Annotated in this window: 19 protein-coding genes; 6 read left to right on the top strand and 13 right to left on the bottom strand. The window is 47.2% G+C overall.

The window, feature by feature from the left end; all coding sequences use genetic code 11:
- Positions 1-138: 138 nt before the first annotated feature.
- The 8 genes from typA to scpB form a co-directional block, all read right to left on the bottom strand.
- Positions 139-1,956 carry a translational GTPase TypA gene (gene typA, locus ICN35_RS02905; protein ID WP_216124153.1) on the bottom strand — a complete coding sequence of 606 codons (1,818 nt, stop codon included), beginning with the start codon at positions 1,954-1,956 and terminating at the stop codon, positions 139-141.
- A gap of 35 nt (positions 1,957-1,991) precedes the next feature.
- Entirely contained in the window at positions 1,992-2,903 is a 912-nt protein-coding gene (truB, locus tag ICN35_RS02900) for a tRNA pseudouridine(55) synthase TruB (RefSeq protein ID WP_216124151.1), read from the bottom strand.
- A 2-nt stretch (positions 2,904-2,905) separates the two neighbouring features.
- Entirely contained in the window at positions 2,906-3,274 is a 369-nt protein-coding gene (rbfA, locus tag ICN35_RS02895; RefSeq protein ID WP_215296709.1) for a 30S ribosome-binding factor RbfA, read from the bottom strand.
- Positions 3,275-3,284: 10 nt separating this feature from the next.
- The gene (gene infB, locus ICN35_RS02890) at positions 3,285-6,023 is read right to left on the bottom strand and encodes a translation initiation factor IF-2 (protein ID WP_216124149.1); all 2,739 of its coding nucleotides are present in this window, start codon (positions 6,021-6,023) and stop codon (positions 3,285-3,287) included.
- A gap of 13 nt (positions 6,024-6,036) precedes the next feature.
- Positions 6,037-7,518: a transcription termination factor NusA gene (nusA, locus tag ICN35_RS02885; RefSeq protein ID WP_071465019.1), complete on the bottom strand. Its 1,482-nt coding sequence runs from the start codon at positions 7,516-7,518 to the stop codon at positions 6,037-6,039.
- Entirely contained in the window at positions 7,515-8,006 is a 492-nt protein-coding gene (gene rimP / locus ICN35_RS02880; RefSeq protein WP_215320133.1) for a ribosome maturation factor RimP, read from the bottom strand. Before rimP ends, nusA begins: the two co-directional genes overlap by 4 nt.
- 173 nt (positions 8,007-8,179) lie before the next feature.
- Positions 8,180-9,943: a pseudouridine synthase gene (locus tag ICN35_RS02875; RefSeq protein ID WP_216124141.1), complete on the bottom strand. Its 1,764-nt coding sequence runs from the start codon at positions 9,941-9,943 to the stop codon at positions 8,180-8,182.
- A gap of 6 nt (positions 9,944-9,949) precedes the next feature.
- The gene (gene scpB, locus ICN35_RS02870; protein WP_255535683.1) at positions 9,950-10,633 is read right to left on the bottom strand and encodes an SMC-Scp complex subunit ScpB; all 684 of its coding nucleotides are present in this window, start codon (positions 10,631-10,633) and stop codon (positions 9,950-9,952) included.
- 191 nt (positions 10,634-10,824) lie between these two features.
- Here scpB and ICN35_RS02865 point away from each other — a divergent pair, with 191 nt between their 5' ends.
- Positions 10,825-11,727, top strand: a complete 903-nt coding sequence (locus tag ICN35_RS02865; protein WP_216124136.1) for a patatin-like phospholipase family protein — start codon at positions 10,825-10,827, stop codon at positions 11,725-11,727.
- 27 nt (positions 11,728-11,754) lie between these two features.
- Here the strand turns inward: ICN35_RS02865 and ICN35_RS02860 are convergent, their stop codons facing one another.
- The 5 genes from ICN35_RS02860 to ICN35_RS02840 form a co-directional block, all read right to left on the bottom strand.
- Positions 11,755-12,408: a C40 family peptidase gene (locus ICN35_RS02860; RefSeq protein ID WP_216124134.1), complete on the bottom strand. Its 654-nt coding sequence runs from the start codon at positions 12,406-12,408 to the stop codon at positions 11,755-11,757.
- Between the two features lie 148 nt (positions 12,409-12,556).
- Positions 12,557-14,191, bottom strand: a complete 1,635-nt coding sequence (locus ICN35_RS02855) for an ABC transporter ATP-binding protein (protein ID WP_216124132.1) — start codon at positions 14,189-14,191, stop codon at positions 12,557-12,559.
- Complete coding sequence (locus ICN35_RS02850; protein WP_216124130.1) at positions 14,188-15,213, bottom strand: ABC transporter permease; 1,026 nt, start codon at positions 15,211-15,213, stop codon at positions 14,188-14,190. Before ICN35_RS02850 ends, ICN35_RS02855 begins: the two co-directional genes overlap by 4 nt.
- Positions 15,210-16,274 carry a microcin C ABC transporter permease YejB gene (locus ICN35_RS02845; RefSeq protein WP_216124252.1) on the bottom strand — a complete coding sequence of 355 codons (1,065 nt, stop codon included), beginning with the start codon at positions 16,272-16,274 and terminating at the stop codon, positions 15,210-15,212. Before ICN35_RS02845 ends, ICN35_RS02850 begins: the two co-directional genes overlap by 4 nt.
- A gap of 11 nt (positions 16,275-16,285) precedes the next feature.
- The gene (locus ICN35_RS02840; RefSeq protein WP_216124128.1) at positions 16,286-18,154 is read right to left on the bottom strand and encodes an extracellular solute-binding protein; all 1,869 of its coding nucleotides are present in this window, start codon (positions 18,152-18,154) and stop codon (positions 16,286-16,288) included.
- Positions 18,155-18,204: 50 nt separating this feature from the next.
- Here ICN35_RS02840 and fabI point away from each other — a divergent pair, with 50 nt between their 5' ends.
- From fabI to ICN35_RS02815, 5 genes are read left to right on the top strand one after another with little or no spacing between them, the layout of a single operon-like run.
- Positions 18,205-18,990 (top strand): enoyl-ACP reductase FabI, encoded by a 786-nt coding sequence (gene fabI / locus ICN35_RS02835; protein ID WP_215296699.1) that lies wholly within the window; start codon positions 18,205-18,207, stop codon positions 18,988-18,990.
- Positions 18,987-20,318: a chromate efflux transporter gene (gene chrA / locus ICN35_RS02830; RefSeq protein WP_216124119.1), complete on the top strand. Its 1,332-nt coding sequence runs from the start codon at positions 18,987-18,989 to the stop codon at positions 20,316-20,318. Before fabI ends, chrA begins: the two co-directional genes overlap by 4 nt.
- Before the next feature lie 32 nt (positions 20,319-20,350).
- Positions 20,351-21,226: a MaoC family dehydratase N-terminal domain-containing protein gene (locus ICN35_RS02825; protein WP_216124116.1), complete on the top strand. Its 876-nt coding sequence runs from the start codon at positions 20,351-20,353 to the stop codon at positions 21,224-21,226.
- A 42-nt stretch (positions 21,227-21,268) separates the two neighbouring features.
- Positions 21,269-22,645 (top strand): MmgE/PrpD family protein, encoded by a 1,377-nt coding sequence (locus ICN35_RS02820; protein WP_216124114.1) that lies wholly within the window; start codon positions 21,269-21,271, stop codon positions 22,643-22,645.
- A gap of 19 nt (positions 22,646-22,664) precedes the next feature.
- Positions 22,665-23,510: a CoA ester lyase gene (locus ICN35_RS02815; protein ID WP_216124112.1), complete on the top strand. Its 846-nt coding sequence runs from the start codon at positions 22,665-22,667 to the stop codon at positions 23,508-23,510.
- Positions 23,511-23,519 lie beyond the last annotated feature (9 nt).

The following is a 23,519-nucleotide window of genomic DNA, read 5'->3' as shown; positions in this document are numbered from 1 at the left end:
ACTTTAACCCAATTTTGGGCATAGCTACTACTGACGCACTAATCTTGTGCGGAGCAATAATCTACCTTTGAGAAAAGTTCTACGTTAATGAAAAAAGCCACCCGCAGGTGGCTTTTGTTACTTCATTTGAGCTAGCTCTTATTCGCGTGAAGCTTTTTTACGCTCATGCTCCTTGAGGTAGCGCTTACGAATCCGAATACTCTTAGGCGTAACTTCAACCAATTCATCATCATCGATAAACTCTACTGCGTACTCTAAGTTCATAGCAATTGGAGTGACCAAGCGCACTGCTTCGTCAGTACCAGAGGCGCGAACGTTAGTTAATTGCTTGCCTTTGATGGGATTCACTACCAAATCATTATCACGGCTATGAATACCAATCACCATACCTTCATATAAAGGATCGCCAGGGCTCACAAACATACGGCCGCGGTCTTGCAACTTCCACAAAGCATAAGCAACTGCTTCGCCGTCATCTTGGCTAATCAATACGCCGTTATGACGCTCACCCAAAATACCTTCTTTTGCCGGAGCATAAGAGTCAAAAGTGTGGCTCATCAAACCGTTACCACGGGTCATGGTCATGAAGTCGCCTTGGAAGCCAATCAAGCCCCGTGCAGGAATACGGTACTCAAGACGAGTACGGCCTTTACCATCGCTCACCATATCGAGTAATTCACCTTTACGCTTACCTAAGTCTTCCATGACAGCACCTTGTGTGATGTCTTCAAGGTCGACTGTTAAGTTTTCGTATGGTTCCATCTTGACGCCGTCTTCTTCATGGAACACCACGCGAGGACGGGAAACAGCCAACTCGTAACCTTCACGGCGCATCGTCTCTACCAAGATGGTGAGGTGCAATTCACCGCGACCAGACACTTCAAACACGGTGTCATCATCAGTATCTTTAACACGCAATGCCATGTTGGATTTTAATTCGCGGTCTAACCGCTCACGAATCTGACGGCTTGTTACAAACTTGCCTTCACGACCAGCTAATGGGCTAGTGTTGACCATGAAGTTCATGGTCAGGGTAGGCTCGTCAATCTTGAGCATTGGCAACGCTTCTGGCACGTCTGGTGCGCAAATGGTTGTACCAATAGCCAAGTCTTCAATACCATTAACCAATACGATATCGCCCGCTTGCGCTTCATCTACTAATTCACGCTCTAAGCCACGGAACTTCAATACTTGATTGATACGCCCCTTACGCTGAGTGCCATCAGGGCCATCCATAAAGACTACGTCCATCAATGGCTTCACTGTTCCACGGTTTACACGACCCACACCGATCTTACCGACGTAAGTACTGTATTCAATAGAGGTGATTTGTAGTTGCAAAGGACCTTCAGGATTGTCATCGCGCACTGGAACATGTTTGAGTACGGTATCGAATAATGGGCGCATATCCCCTTCGCGGACATCATCAGTCAAACCAGCATAACCATTCAAACCAGATGCAAATACGACTGGGAAGTCTAGCTGCTCTTCAGTAGCGCCTAATTTGTCAAACAACTCAAAGGTTGCATTGATCACATAATCACAACGTGCGCCTGGGCGATCTACCTTGTTGATCACCACGATAGGCTTTAATCCCAAAGCCAAGGCTTTCTTGGTGACAAAACGGGTTTGTGGCATTGGACCTTCAACCGCATCCACCAAGAGTAACACGCCATCCACCATCGAGAGTACGCGCTCTACTTCACCACCGAAGTCTGCGTGTCCAGGGGTATCGACGATGTTGATATGTGTGCCGTCATATTCAACTGCACAGTTCTTGGATAAAATAGTAATGCCGCGTTCTTTTTCAAGATCATTTGAATCCATGACGCGTTCGGTCATTTTTTCATTAGAGCGGAATGTGCCAGATTGACGCAAGAGTTGGTCAACCAAAGTAGTTTTACCGTGGTCAACGTGGGCGATGATGGCAATGTTACGAAGTGCGCGTTTAGTCATGTGAAGCTTCTAAGGTTAAAGATCAGTAAAAAAGGTTAAGTTGCCTGCGAAATCAAACGCTTAGGATGCAATACTCCAGAGCGCCAATCAGCAGTGCCAATAAAGTTATGGGGTGCAGCTGTAGTGCGATAAATACGAACTAAAGCTTCAATGGAAGCCAGGTTTAATGGAACCCGTTGGCCCATTTCTAAACGTTTAGCTTGTTGCTCATCTACCGTCAGATGGGGCAAAGTCTGCAAGAGCGCATCCACCGGGAGGATATAGCTAGAGCTATCGCGCAAAGCCTGATGAATCGATTCAATCGTAAAGGATTGCTCAAGACTTAAGTGACCTACTTCCGTTCTGCGTAGCCCTACTAAATGAGCGCCACAACCTAAAGTGTTACCAAGATCTTCAGCGAGCACACGAATATAGGTACCCTTGCTGCAAGAAACTTCTAAAGTAGCTTCTGGCCATTGAATATTCGTCCAGCGAATCTTGTGAATCGTAATCTCACGCGGAGTGCGCTCAAGCTCAACACCAGCACGAGCATATTCATATAAAGGCTTGCCATCGCGTTTTAACGCAGAATACATCGGCGGTATTTGTGTAATGAGGCCAGTAAATTTTGCTAGCAATCCATCTAATGCGTTTTGAATCGCCGCTTCATTTTCAAAAGTAGGTAATGGCAATTCTTCTATGACTAAGCCTTCAGCATCACCAGTGTCGGTGCGAGAGCCGAACTTCACTTGAGCGATATACGTTTTATCTGCTTCCAGTAAGTCTTGAGAATATTTGGTGGCCTCACCCAAGCAAATTGGCAGCAATCCGGTGGCCATGGGATCTAAAGTACCAGTATGGCCCGCTTTCTCTGCGTTGAATGCGCGTTTGACGGCGGTCACCGCCCCCTGAGAGCTCATGCCTGCGGGTTTATCTAGCAATACAACGCCGTCGATACGCGTGGACATGTTTATTTATTCTCGTCTTGATGATCGCTCTCTAGAGCTTGGTCGATCAATCGAGACATTTCTATGCCATGCTCTACTGAGCTGTCATAGTGAAAGTGCAAAGTTGGCACAGTGTGAATATGCAAACGCTTAAACAATAAAGAATGTAAGTAACCCGCTTTTTCCTGCAAAGCCTTCAGAGCATGTTCTGGTTCTGCACCTAACACTGTGAAGAAGACTTTGGCATGTGCCAAATCAGGCGAGAGTTCAATACTTTGCAAAGTAATTAAACCTAGACTTGGGCTGCGCAACTCGCGAGGAATTAACTCGGCCAGGTCTCGCTGAATCTGATCAGCAAGACGCTGGTTACGATGCGGGCTCGTCTTATGCATAGTGAATCAATTAGAGTGAACGAGCGACTTCAGTCACTTCAAATACTTCTAGTTGATCGCCTTCTTTAATGTCGTTATAGCCTTTTAATGACAAGCCACACTCAACACCGGCACGAACTTCTTTTGCGTCATCTTTAAAGCGTTTGAGCGAATCTAATTCGCCAGACCAGATCACGACATTCTCACGCAAGAGGCGCACACTTGATGTACGTTTAACGATACCGTCAACAACTAAGCAACCTGCAATAGCGCCAACCTTAGATACCAAGAAGACCTGACGAATTTCAACCAAGCCAGTGATCTCCTCTTTCTTATCTGGAGTCAACATACCGCTCAAGGCGAGTTTCACCTCATCCACTGCATCATAAATAATGTTGTGATAACGAATATCGACACCATTATTCTCAGCCAGCTTACGTGCTGCTGCATCGGCGCGGGAGTTAAAGCCAATGATGACCGCTTTAGAGGCAACCGCTAAGTTCACATCAGTTTCAGTAATACCACCCACAGCAGCATGGACGATTTGTACCTTGACTTCTGGTGTAGAAAGCTTCATTAAGGACTGTGACAAAGCTTCTTGAGAGCCTTGCACGTCAGCTTTGATGATCAATGGCAACAACTTCGCTTCAATCGCGCCCTCTTCCATGTTTTCCATCATGGTTTCGAGTTTGAATGCTTGTTGTTTAGCTAACTTCACATCACGGAACTTACCTTGACGGAAGAGTGCAATTTCACGCGCCTTACGTTCATCAGGAACCACTTGAACTGACTCGCCAGCAGCTGGAACTTCGGATAAACCTTGAATCTCCACTGGAATAGAGGGGCCAGCTTCATTACAGGGTTTGCCGTTTTCATCCAACATAGCACGTACACGACCAAAGGTTGAACCCGCTAGCAACATATCACCACGCTTAAGTGTGCCCGATTGAACCAATACCGTTGCAACCGGACCTTTACCTTTATCCAAACGCGCTTCAATGACGAGACCTTGTGCAGGAGCATCTTTAGGTGCCTTGAGTTCCAAGATTTCGGCTTGTAAAAGAACGTTTTCTAACAAGGCATCAATACCTTCGCCCGTTTTGGCAGACACGGGAATAAATGGCACATCGCCACCGTATTCCTCAGGAACCACTTGTTCAGCCACTAACTCAGTCTTCACACGCTCTGAATTGGCTTCTGGTTTATCGATCTTGTTGATGGCAACCACCAAAGGTACGCCAGCAGCAATCGCATGGTGAATCGCTTCTTTGGTTTGCGGCATGACACCGTCATCTGCAGCTACTACCAAGATCACAATATCAGTTGCCTTAGCACCACGTGCACGCATTGCGGTAAACGCTTCGTGACCCGGGGTATCTAGGAAAGTAATCATGCCGCGCGGAGTTTCTACGTGGTATGCGCCGATATGCTGAGTAATACCACCAGCTTCACCAGAGGCGACTTTTGCTAAGCGAATCTTGTCGAGCAAAGAAGTTTTACCGTGGTCAACGTGACCCATCACAGTCACCACTGGAGGGCGCGGCAACAATTCAGCATCATGACCGTCAGTACCAATATCTAAATCTGGATCATCTAATTTTGCAGCGTGGGCTTTATGACCCATCTCTTCAACAATGATCATCGCGGTATCTTGGTCAAGCACCTGATTGATGGTAACCATTTGGCCCATACCCATCAATAACTTAATGACTTCTGCGCTCTTGACTGCCATAGCGTGAGCAAGCTCTGCCACGGTAATGGTTTCTGGAACATGCACATCACGCACTACTGGCTCAGTTGGCACTTGGAAGTTGGTATCGACGTTCGCTTCAGCGATTTGACGCTGCTTCTTACGACCGCCACCTGAACGCCAACCACCCACACCACTAGAGGTATCGCCACGGGTCTTCAGACCGCCTGGTTTTTTAGCGCCCTCTTCTTGCCAAGTAGATGAAGTCTCGGAAGACTTAATCGTTTTGCCACCAACTTTAGCGGGTGATTTTTTCTTATCTTCAGCACCTTCAGCTTTAGCAGGCTTATGTAAAGTCCCTTTTTTCGCATCTTCAGCAGCAATCTCGCTTGGAGCCTTCAGGACACGAGCAGGCGCACTCATCATGTCACGAATGGCTAAGGCTTCTGCCTCAGCAGTTGCACGACGTGAACGAATATCCGCCAACTCTTTTTCTTTGCTGGCAGCTAATTCTTTTGCAGCTTTATCTGCCTTTGCTTTTTTCTCAACAGCTGCAGCGTCAGAAGCTTTGCTGTCATCCTCAGCAGGAGCAGCAGCTTCTTTTTGACGCGCTTCTTCAGCCGCCTTCATCTCTGCTTCTTGACGAGCTAATAGCTCGGCTTGACGTGTGGCTTCAGCGGCGCGTTTTTCCAATTCCTCTTCTGACAAAATTGGTTTAGTTGGCGAAGCTGCTTTAGCTGATTTTGCTGGAGCTTCCTCAGCTACAGGTGCTTTATCTCCTGCTTTTACTAGCACACGTTTTTTACGAACTTCAACCTGCACAGTACGAGTACGTCCAGCAGAGTCTGCTTGACGAATCTCAGAGTTCTCGCGCTTGATCAAAGTGATCTTCTTACGAGCCCCTGCTTCAGTATTGCCATGTGCTTTTTGCAAATACTCGAGCAAGGCAGTTTTGTCCTTATCGGTAATGCTGTCATCCTCAGAACCTTTATCGATCCCGGCTGCCTTCAATTGATCCAAGAGGTCAGCCGCAGTTCTTTTCAGTTCCTTAGCGAGTACTTTTACTGTTGTTGTTGCCATGCACTACTTCCTCTCATGAAGTAAACCAATGTTCGCGCGCTTTCATGATGAGCGTTTTCGCAGTTTCTTCGTCAATTTGTGTCGCCTCAACTAGCTCATCAACAGCCAGTTCAGCAAGGTCGTCACGGGTATGTACTTGATTGTCAGCAAGCTTGGCAATCAATTCTGTGGTCATTCCTTCTAGGGAACGTAGGTCTTGTGACACCTCGCCAATACGCTCCTCTTTTGCTAACTCCATCGTCAACAAGGAATCACGTGCGCGGGTACGCAACTCATTCACAGTATCTTCATCGAATGAATCAATTTCTAACATTTCAGACAATGGCACATAAGCCACTTCTTCCAATGTATTAAAACCTTCTTCAATCAAAATATCAGCCACTTCTTGGTCTACGTCCAATTTGTCCATAAACAATTGGCGCACGGAAGAAGCTTCTTTTTCAGTTTTCTCAGCAGACTCTTCAGGCGTCATGATGTTGATTTGCCAACCAGTCAAATCACTTGCCAAACGAACGTTTTGTCCGCTACGGCCAATGGCGATTGCCAAGTTCTCTTCATCCACCACCACGTCCATGGCGTGACGCTCTTCGTCCACCACGATTGAAGATACTTGTGCTGGTGCCAAAGCACCAATCACAAACTGCGCTGGGTCTTCAGACCACAATACGATATCAACCGCTTCGCCAGCCACTTCATTACGCACTGCAGTAACGCGTGTACCACGCACACCAACGCATGTACCGATTGGGTCAATACGCTTGTCATAAGTCACCACCGCAATCTTTGCGCGGATACCAGGATCACGGGCAGCGCCCTTAATCTCTAGCAAGCCCTGCTCCATCTCTGGAACTTCGTTCTCAAACAACTTGATCAAGAAATCTGGGCAAGTACGGGACAGTTCGATCTGTGGGCCACGAGCTTCACGATCCACTTTGAGGATGTATGCACGTACGCGATCACCAGAACGCAAATTCTCTTTAGGAATCATTTGATCACGACGGAGCAATGCCTCAACACGGCCAGATTCAATAATCAAACCATTCTTGTCAGCACGCTTAACGGTACCCGTCATGACTTTTTCGCCACGCTCGAGGTAATCATTCAAAATCTGTTCACGCTCAGCATCACGAATACGTTGCAAGATGACTTGCTTAGCAGCCTGTGCACCGATACGACCGAAAGCTAAAGATTCGATTTGCTCTTCAATATAGTCGCCTACTTCCATATCTGGAATTTGCTCTTTGGCTTCAAATTGCAAAATCTCTTTATCTGGCTCTTGCAAACCGGCTTCATCAGGAACCACCAACCAACGGCGGAAGGTTTCGTATTCACCAGACTCACGGTCGATAGATACACGAATATCCACATCTTCAGTTGCGTAACGTTTCTTAGTGGCTGATGCCAACGCCATTTCAAGCGCCTCAAATACAATGGCTTGATCAACGTTCTTTTCACGCGCTAGGGCGTCTGCCAACATGAGAACTTCTCGGCTCATGACTTTCTTCCTTTGAAATCAATAACAGGGACCAACCGAGTCTTATCGACCTCGGCTAAAGAAAACTCCAATTGAGAGGGCTGACCATCAGCACCCTCAAATACCAAACCAAATTTCGCATCCGGTGAATTCAATTCACCACTCAGCAAACCTTGCAATACACCACGAAAATTCTTACGACTACCAACAGCAACACGCAACTTCAAATCTACTTCCATTCCAGTGAAGCGCTCAAAATCAACTGCTGTCTTAACGGGACGATCCAGGCCTGGGGAAGAAATTTCCAAACGCTCGTAAGGAATGTTTTCTACCGGCAAGGTGTAACTCAATTGATGACTTACCTTCTCGCAATCCAAAACAGTAATCAAACGCTCGTAATCCGGGTTTTCAATTGTGACGCGCAGTAATCCTCCAGCTTCACGCTCAATATCGACTAGCGTGTAGCCCAAGTTCTCCAACTCTGCAGAGATGATCTTCTGATCCCTCACAACTTCCCTTCAAACCAAAACGGCAAAAAAAAATGGGCTTCAAAGCCCATATTCTCGAAATTCAGAACAGGCCGACTTACGTTGATCGCAACATCAGTCGGTAACAACACTTGCAGCATGTTTGTGCTGCAAGACCAAAATTATAGCTGATTTTTAGAGAAAACTGTTAGAAATCAGAAGCTTTCGCCAGGATTTCGGGGCTTTCTAGGGCCTTTATTAAAAGGTTTACGCCCTTTTGGTGCGCCGCGCTTAGGCCCATTTCCAGGGCTTTGGGCGTTGGCGGTCACAAATGCAGACTGGCCATGGTGCACTTTTTTAGCTTTATTGCGGCCTTGGCCATTTCCACCCTGGCCACCTTGACCACCCTGACCAGGTCGACCGCCTTGGGTGCGACCCCGGAAAGGACCGCGTCCTTCGCCAGACCCACCGCCGCCAGGCTTGCCGCCCCTACCTTGGTGAGTCAGACCGTTATGACCACTCGCTAGGGTTAAAGCATCGCGTGAGCCCCAATAAGAAACCGAGGTTTGCATTGGATCGGGTTGGAAATCTGCGCTAGCAGGATTACGACTTTGTCCACCAGCATTTGGATTGCGACTCTTATCTTGCGGCTGTGGCATTTTTAAGCCAGCAGACTTCATCAAGTTATAGATGCCACCGGCCTCAACTTCCTCCCATTTTCCCCGCCTTAAACGTGGAGGTAAAAGGAACATGCCATAACGTGTCCGAATCAAACGAGAAACTGTGTGACCTACTGCTTCAAACATGCGACGCACTTCACGATTACGACCTTCTGTTAAAGCAACGTGATACCAACGGTTTGCACCATCGCCGCCACCCGTTGCTAACCGTAAAAATCGTGCTTGACCATCATCGAGCTTGATACCACTCTTTAATTGTGCAGTGTTGTCTTGACTTAGCTCACCCAAAATGCGCACTGCGTATTCACGCTCCACCCCATAACGCGGATGCATTAAACGATTAGCCAATTCACCAGAGGTGGTGAACAATAACAAGCCTTCAGTATTAAAGTCCAAGCGACCAACTGCGATCCAGCGACCTTGACGAGGCTTTGGCAGGCGATCAAATACGGTTGGACGACCCTCTGGATCGGATTGGCTTACGATTTCGCCAGCAGGCTTGTGATACAAAATGACGCGTGGTGGCTTCGTCTGAATCTTACGATGCACTTGCTTGCCATTAATGCGCACCTGATCTGTAGGTCCAATACGTTGGCCGATATGTGCAGGCAAACTATTAACTGATACGCGCCCTTGCACAATCAAATCTTCCATGTCACGGCGTGAGCCCATGCCAGCATCTGCTAACACTTTATGGAGCTTGACGGTATCTTCGTCATCAGCATCATCATCTAAACCATCGAGGTCAGACCATACTTCATCACGCAAACTGAGAGGCAATTCATCGATGTTTGTAAACTGCAAACTGCTCATCTCTTCTTCAGTAGGCGCATCTGGATCTTCATCCTCGCGAGCACCATGTGCGCGTTGTGCGCGACGCTCGGCACCTGTTTGATGAGAGATTTCATTCTCATTGAAGCCATCTGAATTTTTAACCTCTAATGCTTCTGGCGCATCAAGAGCTGCATCAAACTCACCGGACACCACCGAAGCAAATAATGCTTCAACGTCTGCAGGATTTGGGGCTAACTTAGCCGCATGATTGCCACCACCTTCACGCGGACCTTGCGAGGCCTCACCTTCACGACGAGGCTTGTCCTTATTGAAGGGGCGCTTCTTATTAAAAGGGTGCTTACCTGTTCCAGCGCGACGAGGATGGCGTGGGCCACGATCATCTCGTGTGGGGCGCTCACCTCCCTCACCCTGAGGGCCTTCTGCATGAGAAGAACCTGTATCAGTATGTGATGGCGTTGCTGCAGGTACTACTGGAGTTGAATCGTTTTCGTTAGAACTTGTCATTAATAATTATTTTATTTCGCCTGATGGATTTTCAGAGTCGGGGGTAACTTCTTCAGCGATGATTTCGGAGCTTTCTTCAACTACCACTTCTTCAGACTCTTCAATCACAACGGTTTCTACTGTGGCAGTAGGATCAAATTCCATGACAACCTGACCTAATTGTTCAGCAGCAGCCATCGGCGCTGCATCTTCCAACATAGGTAGGCTTTGAAGATTAGTCAGACTCAAGTCGTCTAAAAATTGTTTAGTAGTGGCATACAAACCAGGGCGGCCAATCGTATCTTTATGGCCAATCACTTCCACCCAACCACGGTCTTCTAATTGCTTCATCACGTTGCTACTCACAGCAACACCACGAATTTCTTCAATCTCACCACGAGTGACTGGTTGACGATAGGCAATAATTGCCAAGGTCTCCATCACTGCACGAGAGTACTTCGGTGGCTTCTCAGGCGTTAAACGATCAAGATACTCACGCATCGATAAACGACTCTGGAAGCGCCAGCCAGTTGCAATATGCACCAGCTCCATGCCTTTATTGTCCCAAGCGCGCTGCAAATCAAGCAATGTCTCATCAATATCAGCAGTAGTGATGTCCTCGATAAATAGACGAGACAGGTCAGCAACCGTGAGTGGCTCCTGCGCGCACAGGAGGGCTGTTTCAATAACGCGCTTGTTGTGATCGTCCATAAAAGTCGGGCTGTCAGGAATCATCCTGAATAGGCTTTAAAAAATGTATTTCAGTAATGGGTTTTGGTGTTTTCTAGCGACTACGGACAATCCATCTCATAATTTCTAGTTAGGGAATATGCCCGCGCTGCAACGAAGTCCTTTTCGTTCACCGTGAACCTATTATAAGGTAGGCTCAATACAATAGCCATATGCACAATATTTCATCAAAACGCCTAGTTTCTCCTGAACGACGCCACTTATTGGGCCTTGGCATCAGTATGGGCGCCCTATTCAGTGCTGGAGCCCTCAGCTCGTGCGGCCTCATGGGAACAAAAAAGCCAATAGTTGGCTTGGCTTTAGGTGCTGGTGCAGCAAGAGGATTTGCCCACATTGGGGTAATTAAGACCCTAGAGGCTCAAGGCATCCGCCCCGATATTGTGGTTGGCAGCAGTGCCGGTAGCGTCATTGCTGCCCTGCTTGCCTCTGGCGCCACTGGTAATGATCTCAATCGCCTAGCCCTCAATCTCGATGAAGCCACGATTGCAGACTGGGGGCTGCCATTTGCGGGACGTTTTGGCGGACTGATTAAAGGTGATGCCCTGCAAAACATGGTAAATCGAGAAGTACAAAACAAGGCCATTGAACAGATGCGTATTCCATTAGGAATTGTCGCCACTGAATTGCAATCAGGCAAAGGTGTTTTATTTCGTACAGGCAATACTGGCCAAGCAGTGCGCGCATCGTGCAGCGTACCTGGAGTCTTCCAACCCACTCTGATTGGCGGCAAGGAATATCTGGATGGCGGTCTGGTAGCCCCCGTGCCTGTAAGTTATGCCCGACAAATGGGAGCTACTCTAGTGATTGCAGTGAACATCTCTTCAGAGCCAGTCCATCAAGATGCCAGTGGCACCTTTGGAGTGTTACAACAAACCATTTCGATTATGCAAAGAAGCATTAATCAATATGAACTCAAGAGTGCCGATATCGTGATTACTCCGCAACTGAAGCAAATGAGTAGTGGCGATTTCAAGTCCAGAAATGCAGCCATCTTGGCTGGCGAAGTCGCAAGCCAAGAACAAATGGCTTTGATCAAGGAAAAGCTGAAAGGCTAAGCAGTTAAAGCCCTGAAAGGGAGGACTTTAGAGACTGCGTGACTTACGCTTGAGATTCTTGACTTCGTTTAACAACTCTTGACGCTCGGCATCATTGAGGTTATCACTGCCATCTAGACGACGGGCGCCATCAAAACGTTTATCCCAATACAGGCTACCTAGATCGTCGACACGAACACTGGTGCCTTTGGATGGTGAGTGAATAAATTTATTGTCACCAACATAAATACCCACATGAGAAAAAGTTAAACGCATCGTGTTGAAAAATACAAGGTCGCCTGGTTGCAGCTCATCGCGACCAATCGGTTTACCAACCCGACTCATTTGCGTTGACTTGCGTGGCAACAAGAAGCCCAACTTGTCTTTGAATACATAACCAACAAAACTACTACCGTCCAAACCAGACTGAGGTAATTCAGCATCCCAGCGATAACGCACACCAATCACTTCCATGGCGCGATTAATCATCTCTTCAGATTTTCCGGTCACGGTATCCGCCAATCGGTCAGACACTCGAGAGATATAAGCCCTACCAGCTTGAAACATACTTTCTTTTGGAACAACTGCTTCAGTTGGTGCGTCAGCTACCACCACGGTATCTGCGGCATTTGCAGATATAGAGATAGTCAAACCCAGGGCGAGGCCCAAGATTTGTGAAAGTAGCGCTTTTTTTAGTGACATCGAACCAGTTTAACAAAGAACCCTTATTTAACCAAGTCTTGACTATAGTCTTAAGTCTTTGTTTACATGGATGATTTTTCAGAACTTGGTGCATGAATGCGGGTCAAATGCACCAAAATAGCCCATAGAATAGGGTTTTAGGCTCTAACTAAGTCAGTTCGGCAGCCGCAAATAATTCTCTGGTGTAGACCTGTTTGGGGTGCTTAATCAGGGTCTCAGTGTCGCCAAACTCAACCACCTTGCCCTCTTTGAGCACCATCACCTCATGAGACATGGCGCGGATGACTGCTAAGTCATGACTGATCATCAAATAAGCTAAGTTGTACTTCTTCTGCAATTCTGAAAGTAAGGCGAGCACTTGTTTCTGAATCGAAACATCTAATGCGGATGAAGGTTCATCCAAGACCAATATCTGCGGCCGCAAAATCAAAGCGCGGGCAATCGCAATACGCTGCCGTTGACCTCCAGAGAACTCATGCGGATAGCGAGTTAACGCTGAGCGATCCAAGCCCACTTCTTTGAGCATATCGACCACACGAGATTCACGCTCGGCTGGCGATAAGTTCGGATGGTGAACATCCAAACCCTCCGCAATAATTTGCATCACATTCATCCGCGGTGAAAGCGAACCAAAGGGATCTTGAAATATCACTTGCAGGCTAGAACGCATCGCACGTCGATCTACCGGCTTCAGTGTTTGCCAATCTTTACCAAGCACATCGACATCACCTGTTACTTGCGCTGCAGAATCTCCTAACAGACCAAGCACGGCCATACCTAAAGTAGTCTTACCTGAACCCGACTCACCAATGACGCCAATGGTCTGGCCTTGCTTCAAATGAAAGCTGACTTTTTTCAAGACCTTATGGGGAGGTGCTTTTTTAAACCAAGACGTCGACTCTGAACTTGGGTATGCGACAGATAACTCTTCCGTCTTTAATAGTACGGGCGCTAATGGCATCACCGGTGCGAGTTCGCGAACAGGCTCGCTATTCACTAAAGCGCGCGTGTAAGGATCGGTCGGATGATTAAACACTTGTTTAGTTGGCCCAGACTCCATCAAGTTGCCTTGATTCAAGACGGCCACACGTCCAGCAAAGTGCTTTACAAGATTGAGGTCATGGGTAATCAATAAAATTCCCATGCCACCATCTTCTTTAGATTCTTCTTGTAACTCTTTTAGCAAATCTAAAATTTGCAAACGCAAACTGACATCTAACGCAGTAGTTGGTTCGTCTGCAATCAACAGACGTGGCTTACAAGCTAATGCCATCGCAATCATGGCACGCTGACGTTGACCGCCAGATAGTTGATGTGGGTAGGAATGAAAGCGGCGCTCGGGTTCCGGGATGCCCGTCTTTTTGAGGAGATCAATCGCTGCATCTATGCAGTCAGACTTAGTAATGAGGGGCTGATCAATCTGCACTGCTTCAATAATTTGATTGCCGATGGTAAATAAAGGGTTGAGTGCTGTCATCGGCTCCTGAAACACCATGGCAATTTCACGACCACGGATCTCACGAATATCTTCTATGGGCAAGGACAACAAATCGACTATCCCTTCATCTTTTTGATTCCACAGAATTTTTCCAGAGACTTTAGCGCCCTCAGGCTCTAGCCGCAAAGGGGCAAGCGCAGTTAAGGTTTTTCCTGAGCCAGACTCGCCTACTAAGGCTACTCTCTCACCAATGCCAATTTCTAAGTTGAGATGATTAACGGCAAACTTCTCACGGCGCCCAGCGCCGAAAGAAATACAAAGGTCTTCATAGCGCAGCAAACTCATGAGCGACCTCCACTCATCAGGCCAGCTTTGCGAGAGTCATACGCATCACGCAGCGCTTCACCCATAAAGGTCAGCAACAGTAATGTGGCCACCAAGACAATAAAAGTGGAGAGCGAAATCCACCATGCATCCAAATTACCTTTGCCCTGTGACAGTAACTCACCCAAGCTAGGCGTTCCCGGTGGAACACCCAAACCAAGAAAATCTAAACTCGTCAGCGACAAAATGGCAGCACTCATTCGGAATGGCAAAAAGGTGATCACCGGTGTCAAACTATTGGGCAGAATATGACGCCACATAATTTGTAGATTTGTGAGGCCCAATGCCCGCGCAGCCCGCACATACTCTAGAGCACGATTACGAAAGAACTCTGCACGGACGTAATCAGATAAACCCATCCAACCAAATGCCGCTAACAAAATGATGAGTAGCGAAACGCTGGGATTAAAGATTGAGGCGAAGATGATCAGCAGATATAACTCAGGCATTGCCGACCAAATCTCAATCAAGCGCTGGGAAATTAAGTCAAACTTACCGCCGAAAAATCCCATTAGAGAACCAGTAATGATGCCGACGCTCACGCCCACAATCGTGAGTGCTAAACCAAACAGAATTGATAGTCGGAAGCCATAAATGAGACGCGAGAGTACATCGCGTCCACGATCATCGGTGCCTAACCAGTTTTGCCAAGACGGTGGCGCCGGATTAGGAACTTGAGAAAAATAATTCAGCGTCTCGTAGCTATAAGTAATTGGTGGATAGATCGCCCAATTGCCATCACTCGTAATATTGTGACGAATATCAGGATCCAAGAAATCCGTTGGCGTCGCAAAGTCTCCACCAAAGACAGTCTCAGGCTGATTCTTTGCTATTGGAAAATAAAAGTGGCCGTCATAACGCACTAATAGAGGCTTGTCATTCGCAATGAGCTCAGCGCCCAGAGAAAGACCAAAGAGAACTAGAAAGATCCACAGGCTGGCATAACCTCTGCGGTTACTTCTAAAACGCTGCCAACGACTCATGACCCGCCTCCAGCACCAAATTGAATGCGAGGATCAACATAGACGTAGCAAAGATCAGAGATCAACTTCGTAAATAAGCCAATCAAGGTAAAGAGATATAAAGTACCAAAGACCACTGGATAATCACGGCGCATTACGGATTCATAAGAGAGCAAACCAAGACCATCTAGCGAGAACAAGGTTTCGATCAAGAGGGATCCAGTAAAGAAGGCGCCAATGAAGGCTGCTGGAAAACCGGTGACTAAGGGCAACATCGCGTTGCGAAACACATGCTTCCAAAGCACTTGCTTTTCCGTGAGGCCTTTGGCTCTTGCGGTCAATACATACTGCTTACGAATCTCTTCCAAGAAAGAGTTCTTGGTCAACATCGTCACCACTGCAAAGCTACCCAATACCGAAGCGGTAATTGGTAACACTAGGTGCCACAAATAATCCATCACCTTACCAATGAAGCTCAGATCACTCCAGTTATCGGAGGTCAGCCCTCGTAAGGGAAAGATTTGTAGAAAACTACCGCCGCCAAAGATCACCAATAAAAGAACGCCTAAGACAAAACCTGGAATGGCATAGCCTACTAAGATCATGGTGCTAGTCACCGCATCAAAACGAGAACCATCACGCACTGCTTTGGCTATTCCCAATGGAATAGAAACTAAATAGGTAATAAAGAATGTCCACAAACCAATGCTGATTGATACCGGCAACTTAGAAATTACCAAACGCCAAACACTCTCATGTTGGTAATAACTGTCGCCTAAATCAAATCTAGCAAAGCGACCCAACATCATGAAGTAACGCTCGAGTGGTGGCTTATCAAAACCATATAAGGCTTTGACCTCTTCTAAGCGTTGCGCATCAATGCCCTGACGTCCGCGATAGGTCGCTCCAGCACCAGAAGATTCTGTACCCCCAACCGCTGCATCACCTTTACCCTTGAGTTCCAATACCATTTGCTCAACTGGACCACCCGGCACAAACTGAACCACTGCAAAGGTTAAGGTCAAGACACCCAACAAAGTTGGAATCATGAGTAACAAACGCTTAAAAATATAGGCGCGCATTTGTCCTTGCATTATTTAGCCCCCTCTTTCCACCAGTTTTGCATGATCCAAGGTTCTGCCTGGTAATACAAAGGAGGCTCTGGGTAGCGCATCTCATTGCGGAAGGCAACTCGATGAGTGGGGTTGTACCACTGCGGTATCACGTAATAGCTATTCCACAGTACACGATCGAGCGCTCTACAAGCAGCACGCAACTCTTCGCGATTCTGCGCCTTAGTAATTTCTTCGATTAAAGCGTCTACGACTGGCGACTGCATACCAATGATATTGTCTGAACCCTTTTCTTTGGCAGCCTGACTACCAAAACGATCCCACAATTCATTACCAGGATTCTGAGAATCTGGGAAGCGAGTGGTCGTCATATCGAAGTCATATTCATTCATGCGCTTTTGGTACAAGGCAAAATCGCTCGTACGAATATCAAGCTGAATACCCAACTTTTCTAAGTTGCGACCATAAGCAGAAAGGATTCTCAAGAAAAAGCCGCCGTTCTCCACCATCTCCATACGAAACGGTTCACCCTTTTCATTGCGCAAAGCACCGTCACGATACTGCCAGCCAGCGTGCATGAGTAATTCACGAGCTTGACGCAGATTTTGACGAAGACTACCCGGTGACTTGGTTGATGGTGGTAATGGCATCGGACCAAACACCGCATCTGGCACCCATTGTGGATATTTCGCCTTGAGCGGTTTGAGTAATTTGAGTTCTGCTTCTGTGGGTTTACGGGGCCCATCGAAGTTTGCGCTTAAATCACTATTAGTGAAGAAGCTATTAATACGACCGTACTGATCAAAAAATATTTGGCGATTCAACCACTCGAAATCCAAAGCTAAGCCCAATGCTTGCCGCACGCGCGGATCTTGAAAAATCGGTTTACGTACATTCATGGCAAAGCCCTGCATACCTGCGCCATTATGGTTTATGAAGGCCTTCTTTAAGAGTGTGCCGTTGTCAAATTTAGAACCGACATAACCCTTCGCCCAAATCTTGGCGCGATATTCCACCAGAGCATCAAACTCCCCTGCTTTGAATGCCTCGAGTCGCACAGCATCGTCACTATAAAGTTTGTAGAGCACGCGATCAAAGTTATAGAAACCCACCCGCACATTTAATGGCTTTGCAAGTTGATCAGCCCAATACTGCGAGTTTCTTTTAAAGACAATCGATTTCCCCGCCTTAAAGGACTCAATCAGATAGGGGCCACTGCCAATCGGTGCGTCAAAGGCTAGCTTATCAAAAGCAATCATGCTGCCATCAGGACGCCTTCCCCAGTTACGAGAAAAAATGGGCAGCGTTCCTACCATGATCGGCAATTCAGTATTGTTGTTCTTAAAGTCAAACCGTACTACTCGATCCGAGATGATGACTGCTTGTTTCACATCAGCAAACGTCGTTTTATAGCGAGGATGTGCAAGGCCACTCATCAAGGTGTCAAAACTATGTTTTACATCTGCCGCCAATACAGGACTGCCATCTGAAAATTTAGCTTCTGGACGAATATGAAACGTGACTGACTGACGATCCTTAGCTATCTCAATATCATCAGCAAGTAGGCCGTAAATACTAGATACTTCATCCGCACTACCCTCGGCGAGGGATTCAAACATCAAATCTATTCCTGGAGCCGTGACACCCCGCAAGGTGAATGGATTGAACTTATCAAAACTGGTTCTTTGCCCAGGGTTTGGCAAAGTCAGAGTGCCGCCTCTGGGGGCATTGGGATTGACATAGTCAAAATGGGCAAATCCATCTGCGTACTTCGGCTTACCGTACTGCGCTATACCTTGCGCCGCTTGCGCAATATTGCTGCCAACCCCGACTAGCAGGGCTAACAGCAAGAAATGAGCAATTTGGCGAAAAGGGGTTTGAGCTGACATATATGCAACAATTGTAGATAGCAAATCATATTTGAAGTAAAGGACACATCATGGGCTTTCTCTCCGGCAAAAAAATCCTCATTACCGGCCTCCTCTCCAACCGCTCTATTGCCTATGGTATTGCCAAGGCCTGCCATCGCGAAGGCGCTGAACTTGCCCTGACTTACGTGGGTGAACGCTTTAAGGACCGAATCGTCGATTTTGCAAAAGAATTCAATACCGAACTCATTTTTGACTGTGATGTTGGTAGCGATGCGCAAATTTCTGCCCTCTTTAAAGATCTAGCCAAATCCTGGCCTCAATTTGATGGCTTTGTCCATGCGATTGGCTTTGCCCCACGTGAAGCGATTGCTGGTGACTTTTTGGAAGGTCTCTCACGCGAGGGCTTCAAGATTGCCCATGATATCTCTGCTTACAGCTTCCCAGCAATGGCTAAGGAAGCATTGCCAATGCTGCGCGATAAATCTTCATTACTAACATTGACCTACCTTGGATCAATGAAGAATGTTCCCAACTACAACACCATGGGTTTAGCCAAAGCATCCCTCGAAGCTTCCGTGCGCTACCTCGCTGGCTCTGTTGGTCCTAAGGGTATTCGTGCAAATGGTATTTCTGCTGGCCCAATCAAAACCTTGGCTGCTTCTGGCATTAAAGGTTTCAGCAAAATTTTAGAAGCGGTTGAACAAACTGCACCACTGCGTCGCAACGTCACGATTGATGATGTTGGCAATACTGCTGCTTTCTTGTTATCGGATTTAGCCAACGGTATTACCGCTGAAATCATCTATGTTGATAACGGCTTTAGCCAAGTCGTTGGTGGAATGGAAGACGCTTGAGTAGTTCGGTTCCATTAGGCGAAGCCCTCAAATTCTGGGCTAAGTTAGGCTTGATTAGTTTTGGAGGGCCCGCAGGACAAATCGCTGTCCTACATCAAGAGTTAGTAGAGAAGCGTCGCTGGATTTCTGAGCGGCGCTTTTTACATGCGCTGAACTATTGCATGGTCTTGCCTGGCCCCGAAGCCCAGCAACTAGTTACCTATATTGGGTGGTTAATGCATCGTAGTTGGGGCGGCATTCTGGCTGGCACCCTATTTGTATTGCCCTCACTATTGATTTTGATTGGTCTGTCTTGGGTATATCTCACCTATGGACAAGTGCCTTGGATCGCTGCGATTTTCTTTGGCATCAAACCGGCGGTCACCGCTATTGTTTTGCATGCAGCAGTGCGTATTGGCAAACGTACGATTCACAATCAAGCGTTGCAATGGATTGCATTGGGTTCATTCTTAGCAATCTTTATTTTGAACTTATCGTTCCCCATCATTATTTTGCTTGCTGCCGCTATTGGTTACTGGGGCGGTAAGCGTTACCCAGAATACTTTCAGCAAAGCGGTCATAGCAACAAAGCAGTGAAAAGCTACGGCAAAGCCATCATTGATGATGACACCCCTACCCCAGCGCATGCTCAATTTCATTATCAAAAAACTTTAGTTCATAGCGCCATTGCCTTTGCTTGCTGGCTACTTCCGATGAGCATCTTAATAGCTATCTTTGATTGGAAAACGCTCTATCCCAATCTTGCTTGGTTCTTTACAAAGGCAGCCTTTTTGACTTTTGGTGGCGCTTATGCCGTGTTGCCATATGTCTACCAAGGTGCAGTAGATCAATTTCATTGGTTAAGTGCCAACCAAATGATTGATGGTTTGGCTCTTGGTGAAATGACTCCGGGACCACTGATCATGGTTGTTGCTTTTGTTGGTTACCTCGCTGGACATATTCAGCACCTCATTGGCAATAGCAGTCCATTTTGGTTTGGTGTACTAGGGGCAGTTGTGGCTACTTGGTTTACCTTCTTGCCATCCTTCTTCTTCATCTTGGTTGGTGGACCCTTGGTGGAATCAACCCATGGCAAGATGAGCTTTACAGCACCTCTCACGGCGATTACAGCAGCAGTGGTTGGTGTGATCGTCAATCTTGGTCTCTTTTTTGCTTATTACGTATTTTTACCCCATGGTCTAGGTGGCACCATCTCTTGGATCTCTATGCTGATTTGTGGCTTGGCAGCGATAGTTCTCTTTAAATTCCAAAAAGGGGTGATGACCGCATTGGGTGGCTCGGCCTTAGCGGGCCTGTTGATCCACTTTTCCGCTATTTTGATCCACTAAGATTCTTTCCTAAGATTGGCATAATAGAAGTTATGCGAATCGAACCTCAAACCATCATCCATCTTCAAGAGTGGCTCGGTAAAACGGAGTCTCTATCTGACACCGTCACTGCCGCGCCAGTGCGCGCTTTATCAGCAACCCTAGATAGGCCTGATCCCGAACCCAGTAAGGGCAGCTTCCTACCTGAACTATGGCATTGGCTCTATTTTTTACCTCATGCACGACAGTCTGAAATTGGTCCTGATGGCCACCCCAAGCGTGGCGGCTTCTTACCACCCGTTCCTCTGCCACGGCGGATGTGGGCTGGTAGTCGTATTCAATGGCTAGAGCCTATTAGGGTCGGTGATGAGATTCAGCGTGTTTCGAAAATTGAATCCGTTACTCATAAAGCAGGTCGTACTGGTGATTTAATTTTTGTTTTGGTGAAACATGAAGTCTCAAATCAACAAGGCTTAGCCATCATTGAAGAACATGACATCGTCTATCGTGATGCGCCTGGTCCTGATGACAAACCGGTGGCACCAACACCAGCGCCTACCGATGCCAAGTGGAGTAAAACGATTACTCCCGATGATGTTCTCTTGTTTCGTTACTCAGCATTGACTTTTAATGGACACCGCATTCATTACGACCGTCAATACGTTACCGAAGTGGAAGGCTATCCAGGCTTGATCGTTCATGGCCCGTTGATTGCGACACTCTTGGTTGATCTTGTGCGTCAGAGTATTCCTGGTTGCAAGTTAAAGAGCTTTGAGTTCCGCGCGATACGCCCTACCTTTGATATCAATCTCTTTAAAGTTAGTGCTAAGCCTGATTTAGAAAAAGATCCTTCTGGCAAAACACTTGCAATATGGGCACAAGACCACGAAGGCTGGCTCACGATGCAAGCTACCGCTGTTCTTGCGTAATAAGACAGTCGTTTAAAAAAGAAAACTTGAGGCCGCACCCCGATGAGTAATGAACATTTATCTCGTGAATTAGCAAGCTTTGCTAGCAATCTAAAAATTGCTGATATTCCTAACGATGTGATTAGTCGCGCAGAAGATCTTTTAGTAGACTGGTTTGGATCTGCAATTGCGGGTAAGGGTTCGCACCCTGTAGAAACGATTACCCAGTTCGCCCTAAGTATGAGTGGCTTTGATGCTACTCATGCTGGCCCTTCTGAAATCCTGATCAATCGTAAAACCTCGAGCCCATTCTTAGCAGCGATGGCGAATGCTGCGGCCTCACATGTAGCAGAGCAAGATGATGTTCACAATGGCTCAGTCTTTCATCCGGCTACCGTAGTTTTTCCTCCAGCCTTAGCGTGTGCGCAAGCGATTGGGGCCTCTGGTGAAGATATGTTGGTTGCCGCAGTAGCAGGATATGAGGTAGGCATTCGGGTAGGAGAATTTTTAGGCCGCTCACACTACAAAGTTTTTCACACTACGGGTACTGCAGGTACGCTTGCAGCAGCTGCTACTGTCGGTCGTTTACTCAAACTCAACCCTGAAAAAATGCTTAATGCTTTTGGTTCTGCAGGCACTCAATCGGCAGGTCTTTGGGAATTTTTACGCGATGCCGCAGACTCTAAGCAATTGCACACGGCACACGCTGCCGCCACTGGCTTAATGTCGGCCTATATTGCACAAGCTGGTTTTACTGGCGCACAGCATATCCTAGAAGGCAAGCAAGGTTTAGCTGCTGGCATGTCTAGCGATGCAGACCCTAGTAAATTAGTGGACCGCTTAGGTAGTCGTTGGGCTTTAGCAGAAACGAGTTTTAAATATCATGCCTCTTGTCGCCATACCCATCCTGCTGCTGATGCTCTTCTGCAAGTCATGCTTGCCAACAAACTCAAACCTAGTGATATCGCTAAAGTGGAAACTTTAGTACACCAAGGTGCAATTGATGTCTTGAGTCCAGTGACCGATCCTGCAACAGTGCATCAATCGAAGTTTTCTATGGGCACTGTATTAGCACTCATTGCACACTATCGGTTTGCTGGCTTACAAGAATTCGATGAACACTTCCATGATGAAGCGATTTGCTTGTTTAGAGATCGCGTCACGATGACGCTCGATCCCGAAGTGGATAGCGCTTATCCCCAACGTTGGATTGGCAAAGTCAAAGTTCATTTGAATAACGGTCAAGTTCTCGATGGTCGCGTTGATGAACCCAAAGGCGATCCTGGCAATACCCTTTCACGCTCTGAAATCACCGATAAGGCAATGCGCTTAGCTGCCTTTAGTGGTGGAGCTAATCCAGCTGAGATGAGTAAAGCAATTGATCTCTTGTGGAATATCCGCAAACAGGCCAAGATGGGTTCTTTACTTCCTGCCAATTAAATCCCCAATTTAGACTTTCATGAATCCACTTGATACCCCGCTAGGCTTTAGTTGTGACTTTTTATTTGTGCCAGGCACTCGCCCCGAGCGTTTTATCAAAGCCCTGGATAGCGGTGCTCATGGGGTTATCTTAGATCTAGAGGATGCTGTAGCAGAAGAAGATAAAGAGACGGCTCGTAATGCAATCCGCACTGCTTGGCCGCAGTTTTCAGCTGAACAAAAGAAGCGTCTTGTGATTCGCACCAACTCTCCGGGAACCAAGTTTTATTCCGCTGATTTGATTCTGACCCAAGAATTACAAGTAGCCTGCTTACTGATTCCCAAGAGCGAGTCCGTTGATCAAATCAACGGTGCAGCCCTAGTACTACCGAACACCGCCATCATTCCCATGATTGAAACAGCGATTGGCTTAGACCGACTCCAAGAAATATCCACCGCCAATCAAGTGCTCCGTCTTGCCCTAGGCAATCTTGATTTACAAGCTGACTTGGGCATGATCTGTGATCCCCAAGAAACCGAACTGCAAACGGCTCGCTATCAAATCGTTTTAGCTTCCCGCTTGGCCCAAATTGCCCCTCCAATTGATGGGGTGACACCCTCAACCGATGATCTGCCTCGCATCACTGACGATGCTGAAAGAGCGAAACGGATGGGCTTTGGCGCAAAACTGTGTATCCATCCTAAGCAAGTGGCTATTGTTCAGACTGCGTTTATGCCCACTGAAGAAGAAATTCGTTGGGCCCAGAGAGTGATCGAAGCAGATCATGCCTCAAAAGGGGGTGCTGTGAAGCTGGATGGCAGAATGATTGATCGCCCAGTGGTCCTATTGGCCCAAAGAACGCTGGCGCTTGCTGGTAAACACTAATCCCCAGCA

The sequence above is a fragment of the Polynucleobacter sp. es-GGE-1 genome, assembly GCF_018882005.1.
In the GTDB taxonomy this organism is placed as follows: Bacteria; Pseudomonadota; Gammaproteobacteria; order Burkholderiales; family Burkholderiaceae; genus Polynucleobacter.
Note: the sequence above shows the minus strand (reverse complement) of the source record. Positions and strands in the feature narration are given on the sequence as shown.

Bases quoted from the DNA above. Each gene is read 5' to 3' on its own strand.
- rbfA (WP_215296709.1), bottom strand. From the start codon at position 3,274: ATGCATAAGACGAGCCCGCATCGTAACCAGCGTCTTGCTGATCAGATT.
- ICN35_RS02850 (WP_216124130.1), bottom strand. From the start codon at position 15,213: ATGAGTCGTTGGCAGCGTTTTAGAAGTAACCGCAGAGGTTATGCCAGC.
- infB (WP_216124149.1), bottom strand. From the start codon at position 6,023: ATGGCAACAACAACAGTAAAAGTACTCGCTAAGGAACTGAAAAGAACT.
- ICN35_RS02855 (WP_216124132.1), bottom strand. From the start codon at position 14,191: ATGAGTTTGCTGCGCTATGAAGACCTTTGTATTTCTTTCGGCGCTGGG.
- ICN35_RS02865 (WP_216124136.1), top strand. From the start codon at position 10,825: ATGCACAATATTTCATCAAAACGCCTAGTTTCTCCTGAACGACGCCAC.
- ICN35_RS02815 (WP_216124112.1), top strand. From the start codon at position 22,665: ATGAATCCACTTGATACCCCGCTAGGCTTTAGTTGTGACTTTTTATTT.
- ICN35_RS02840 (WP_216124128.1), bottom strand. From the start codon at position 18,154: ATGTCAGCTCAAACCCCTTTTCGCCAAATTGCTCATTTCTTGCTGTTA.
- nusA (WP_071465019.1), bottom strand. From the start codon at position 7,518: ATGAGCCGAGAAGTTCTCATGTTGGCAGACGCCCTAGCGCGTGAAAAG.
- ICN35_RS02860 (WP_216124134.1), bottom strand. From the start codon at position 12,408: ATGTCACTAAAAAAAGCGCTACTTTCACAAATCTTGGGCCTCGCCCTG.
- ICN35_RS02820 (WP_216124114.1), top strand. From the start codon at position 21,269: ATGAGTAATGAACATTTATCTCGTGAATTAGCAAGCTTTGCTAGCAAT.
- fabI (WP_215296699.1), top strand. From the start codon at position 18,205: ATGGGCTTTCTCTCCGGCAAAAAAATCCTCATTACCGGCCTCCTCTCC.
- ICN35_RS02875 (WP_216124141.1), bottom strand. From the start codon at position 9,943: ATGACAAGTTCTAACGAAAACGATTCAACTCCAGTAGTACCTGCAGCA.
- ICN35_RS02825 (WP_216124116.1), top strand. From the start codon at position 20,351: ATGCGAATCGAACCTCAAACCATCATCCATCTTCAAGAGTGGCTCGGT.
- ICN35_RS02845 (WP_216124252.1), bottom strand. From the start codon at position 16,274: ATGCGCGCCTATATTTTTAAGCGTTTGTTACTCATGATTCCAACTTTG.
- truB (WP_216124151.1), bottom strand. From the start codon at position 2,903: ATGTCCACGCGTATCGACGGCGTTGTATTGCTAGATAAACCCGCAGGC.
- typA (WP_216124153.1), bottom strand. From the start codon at position 1,956: ATGACTAAACGCGCACTTCGTAACATTGCCATCATCGCCCACGTTGAC.
- scpB (WP_255535683.1), bottom strand. From the start codon at position 10,633: ATGGACGATCACAACAAGCGCGTTATTGAAACAGCCCTCCTGTGCGCG.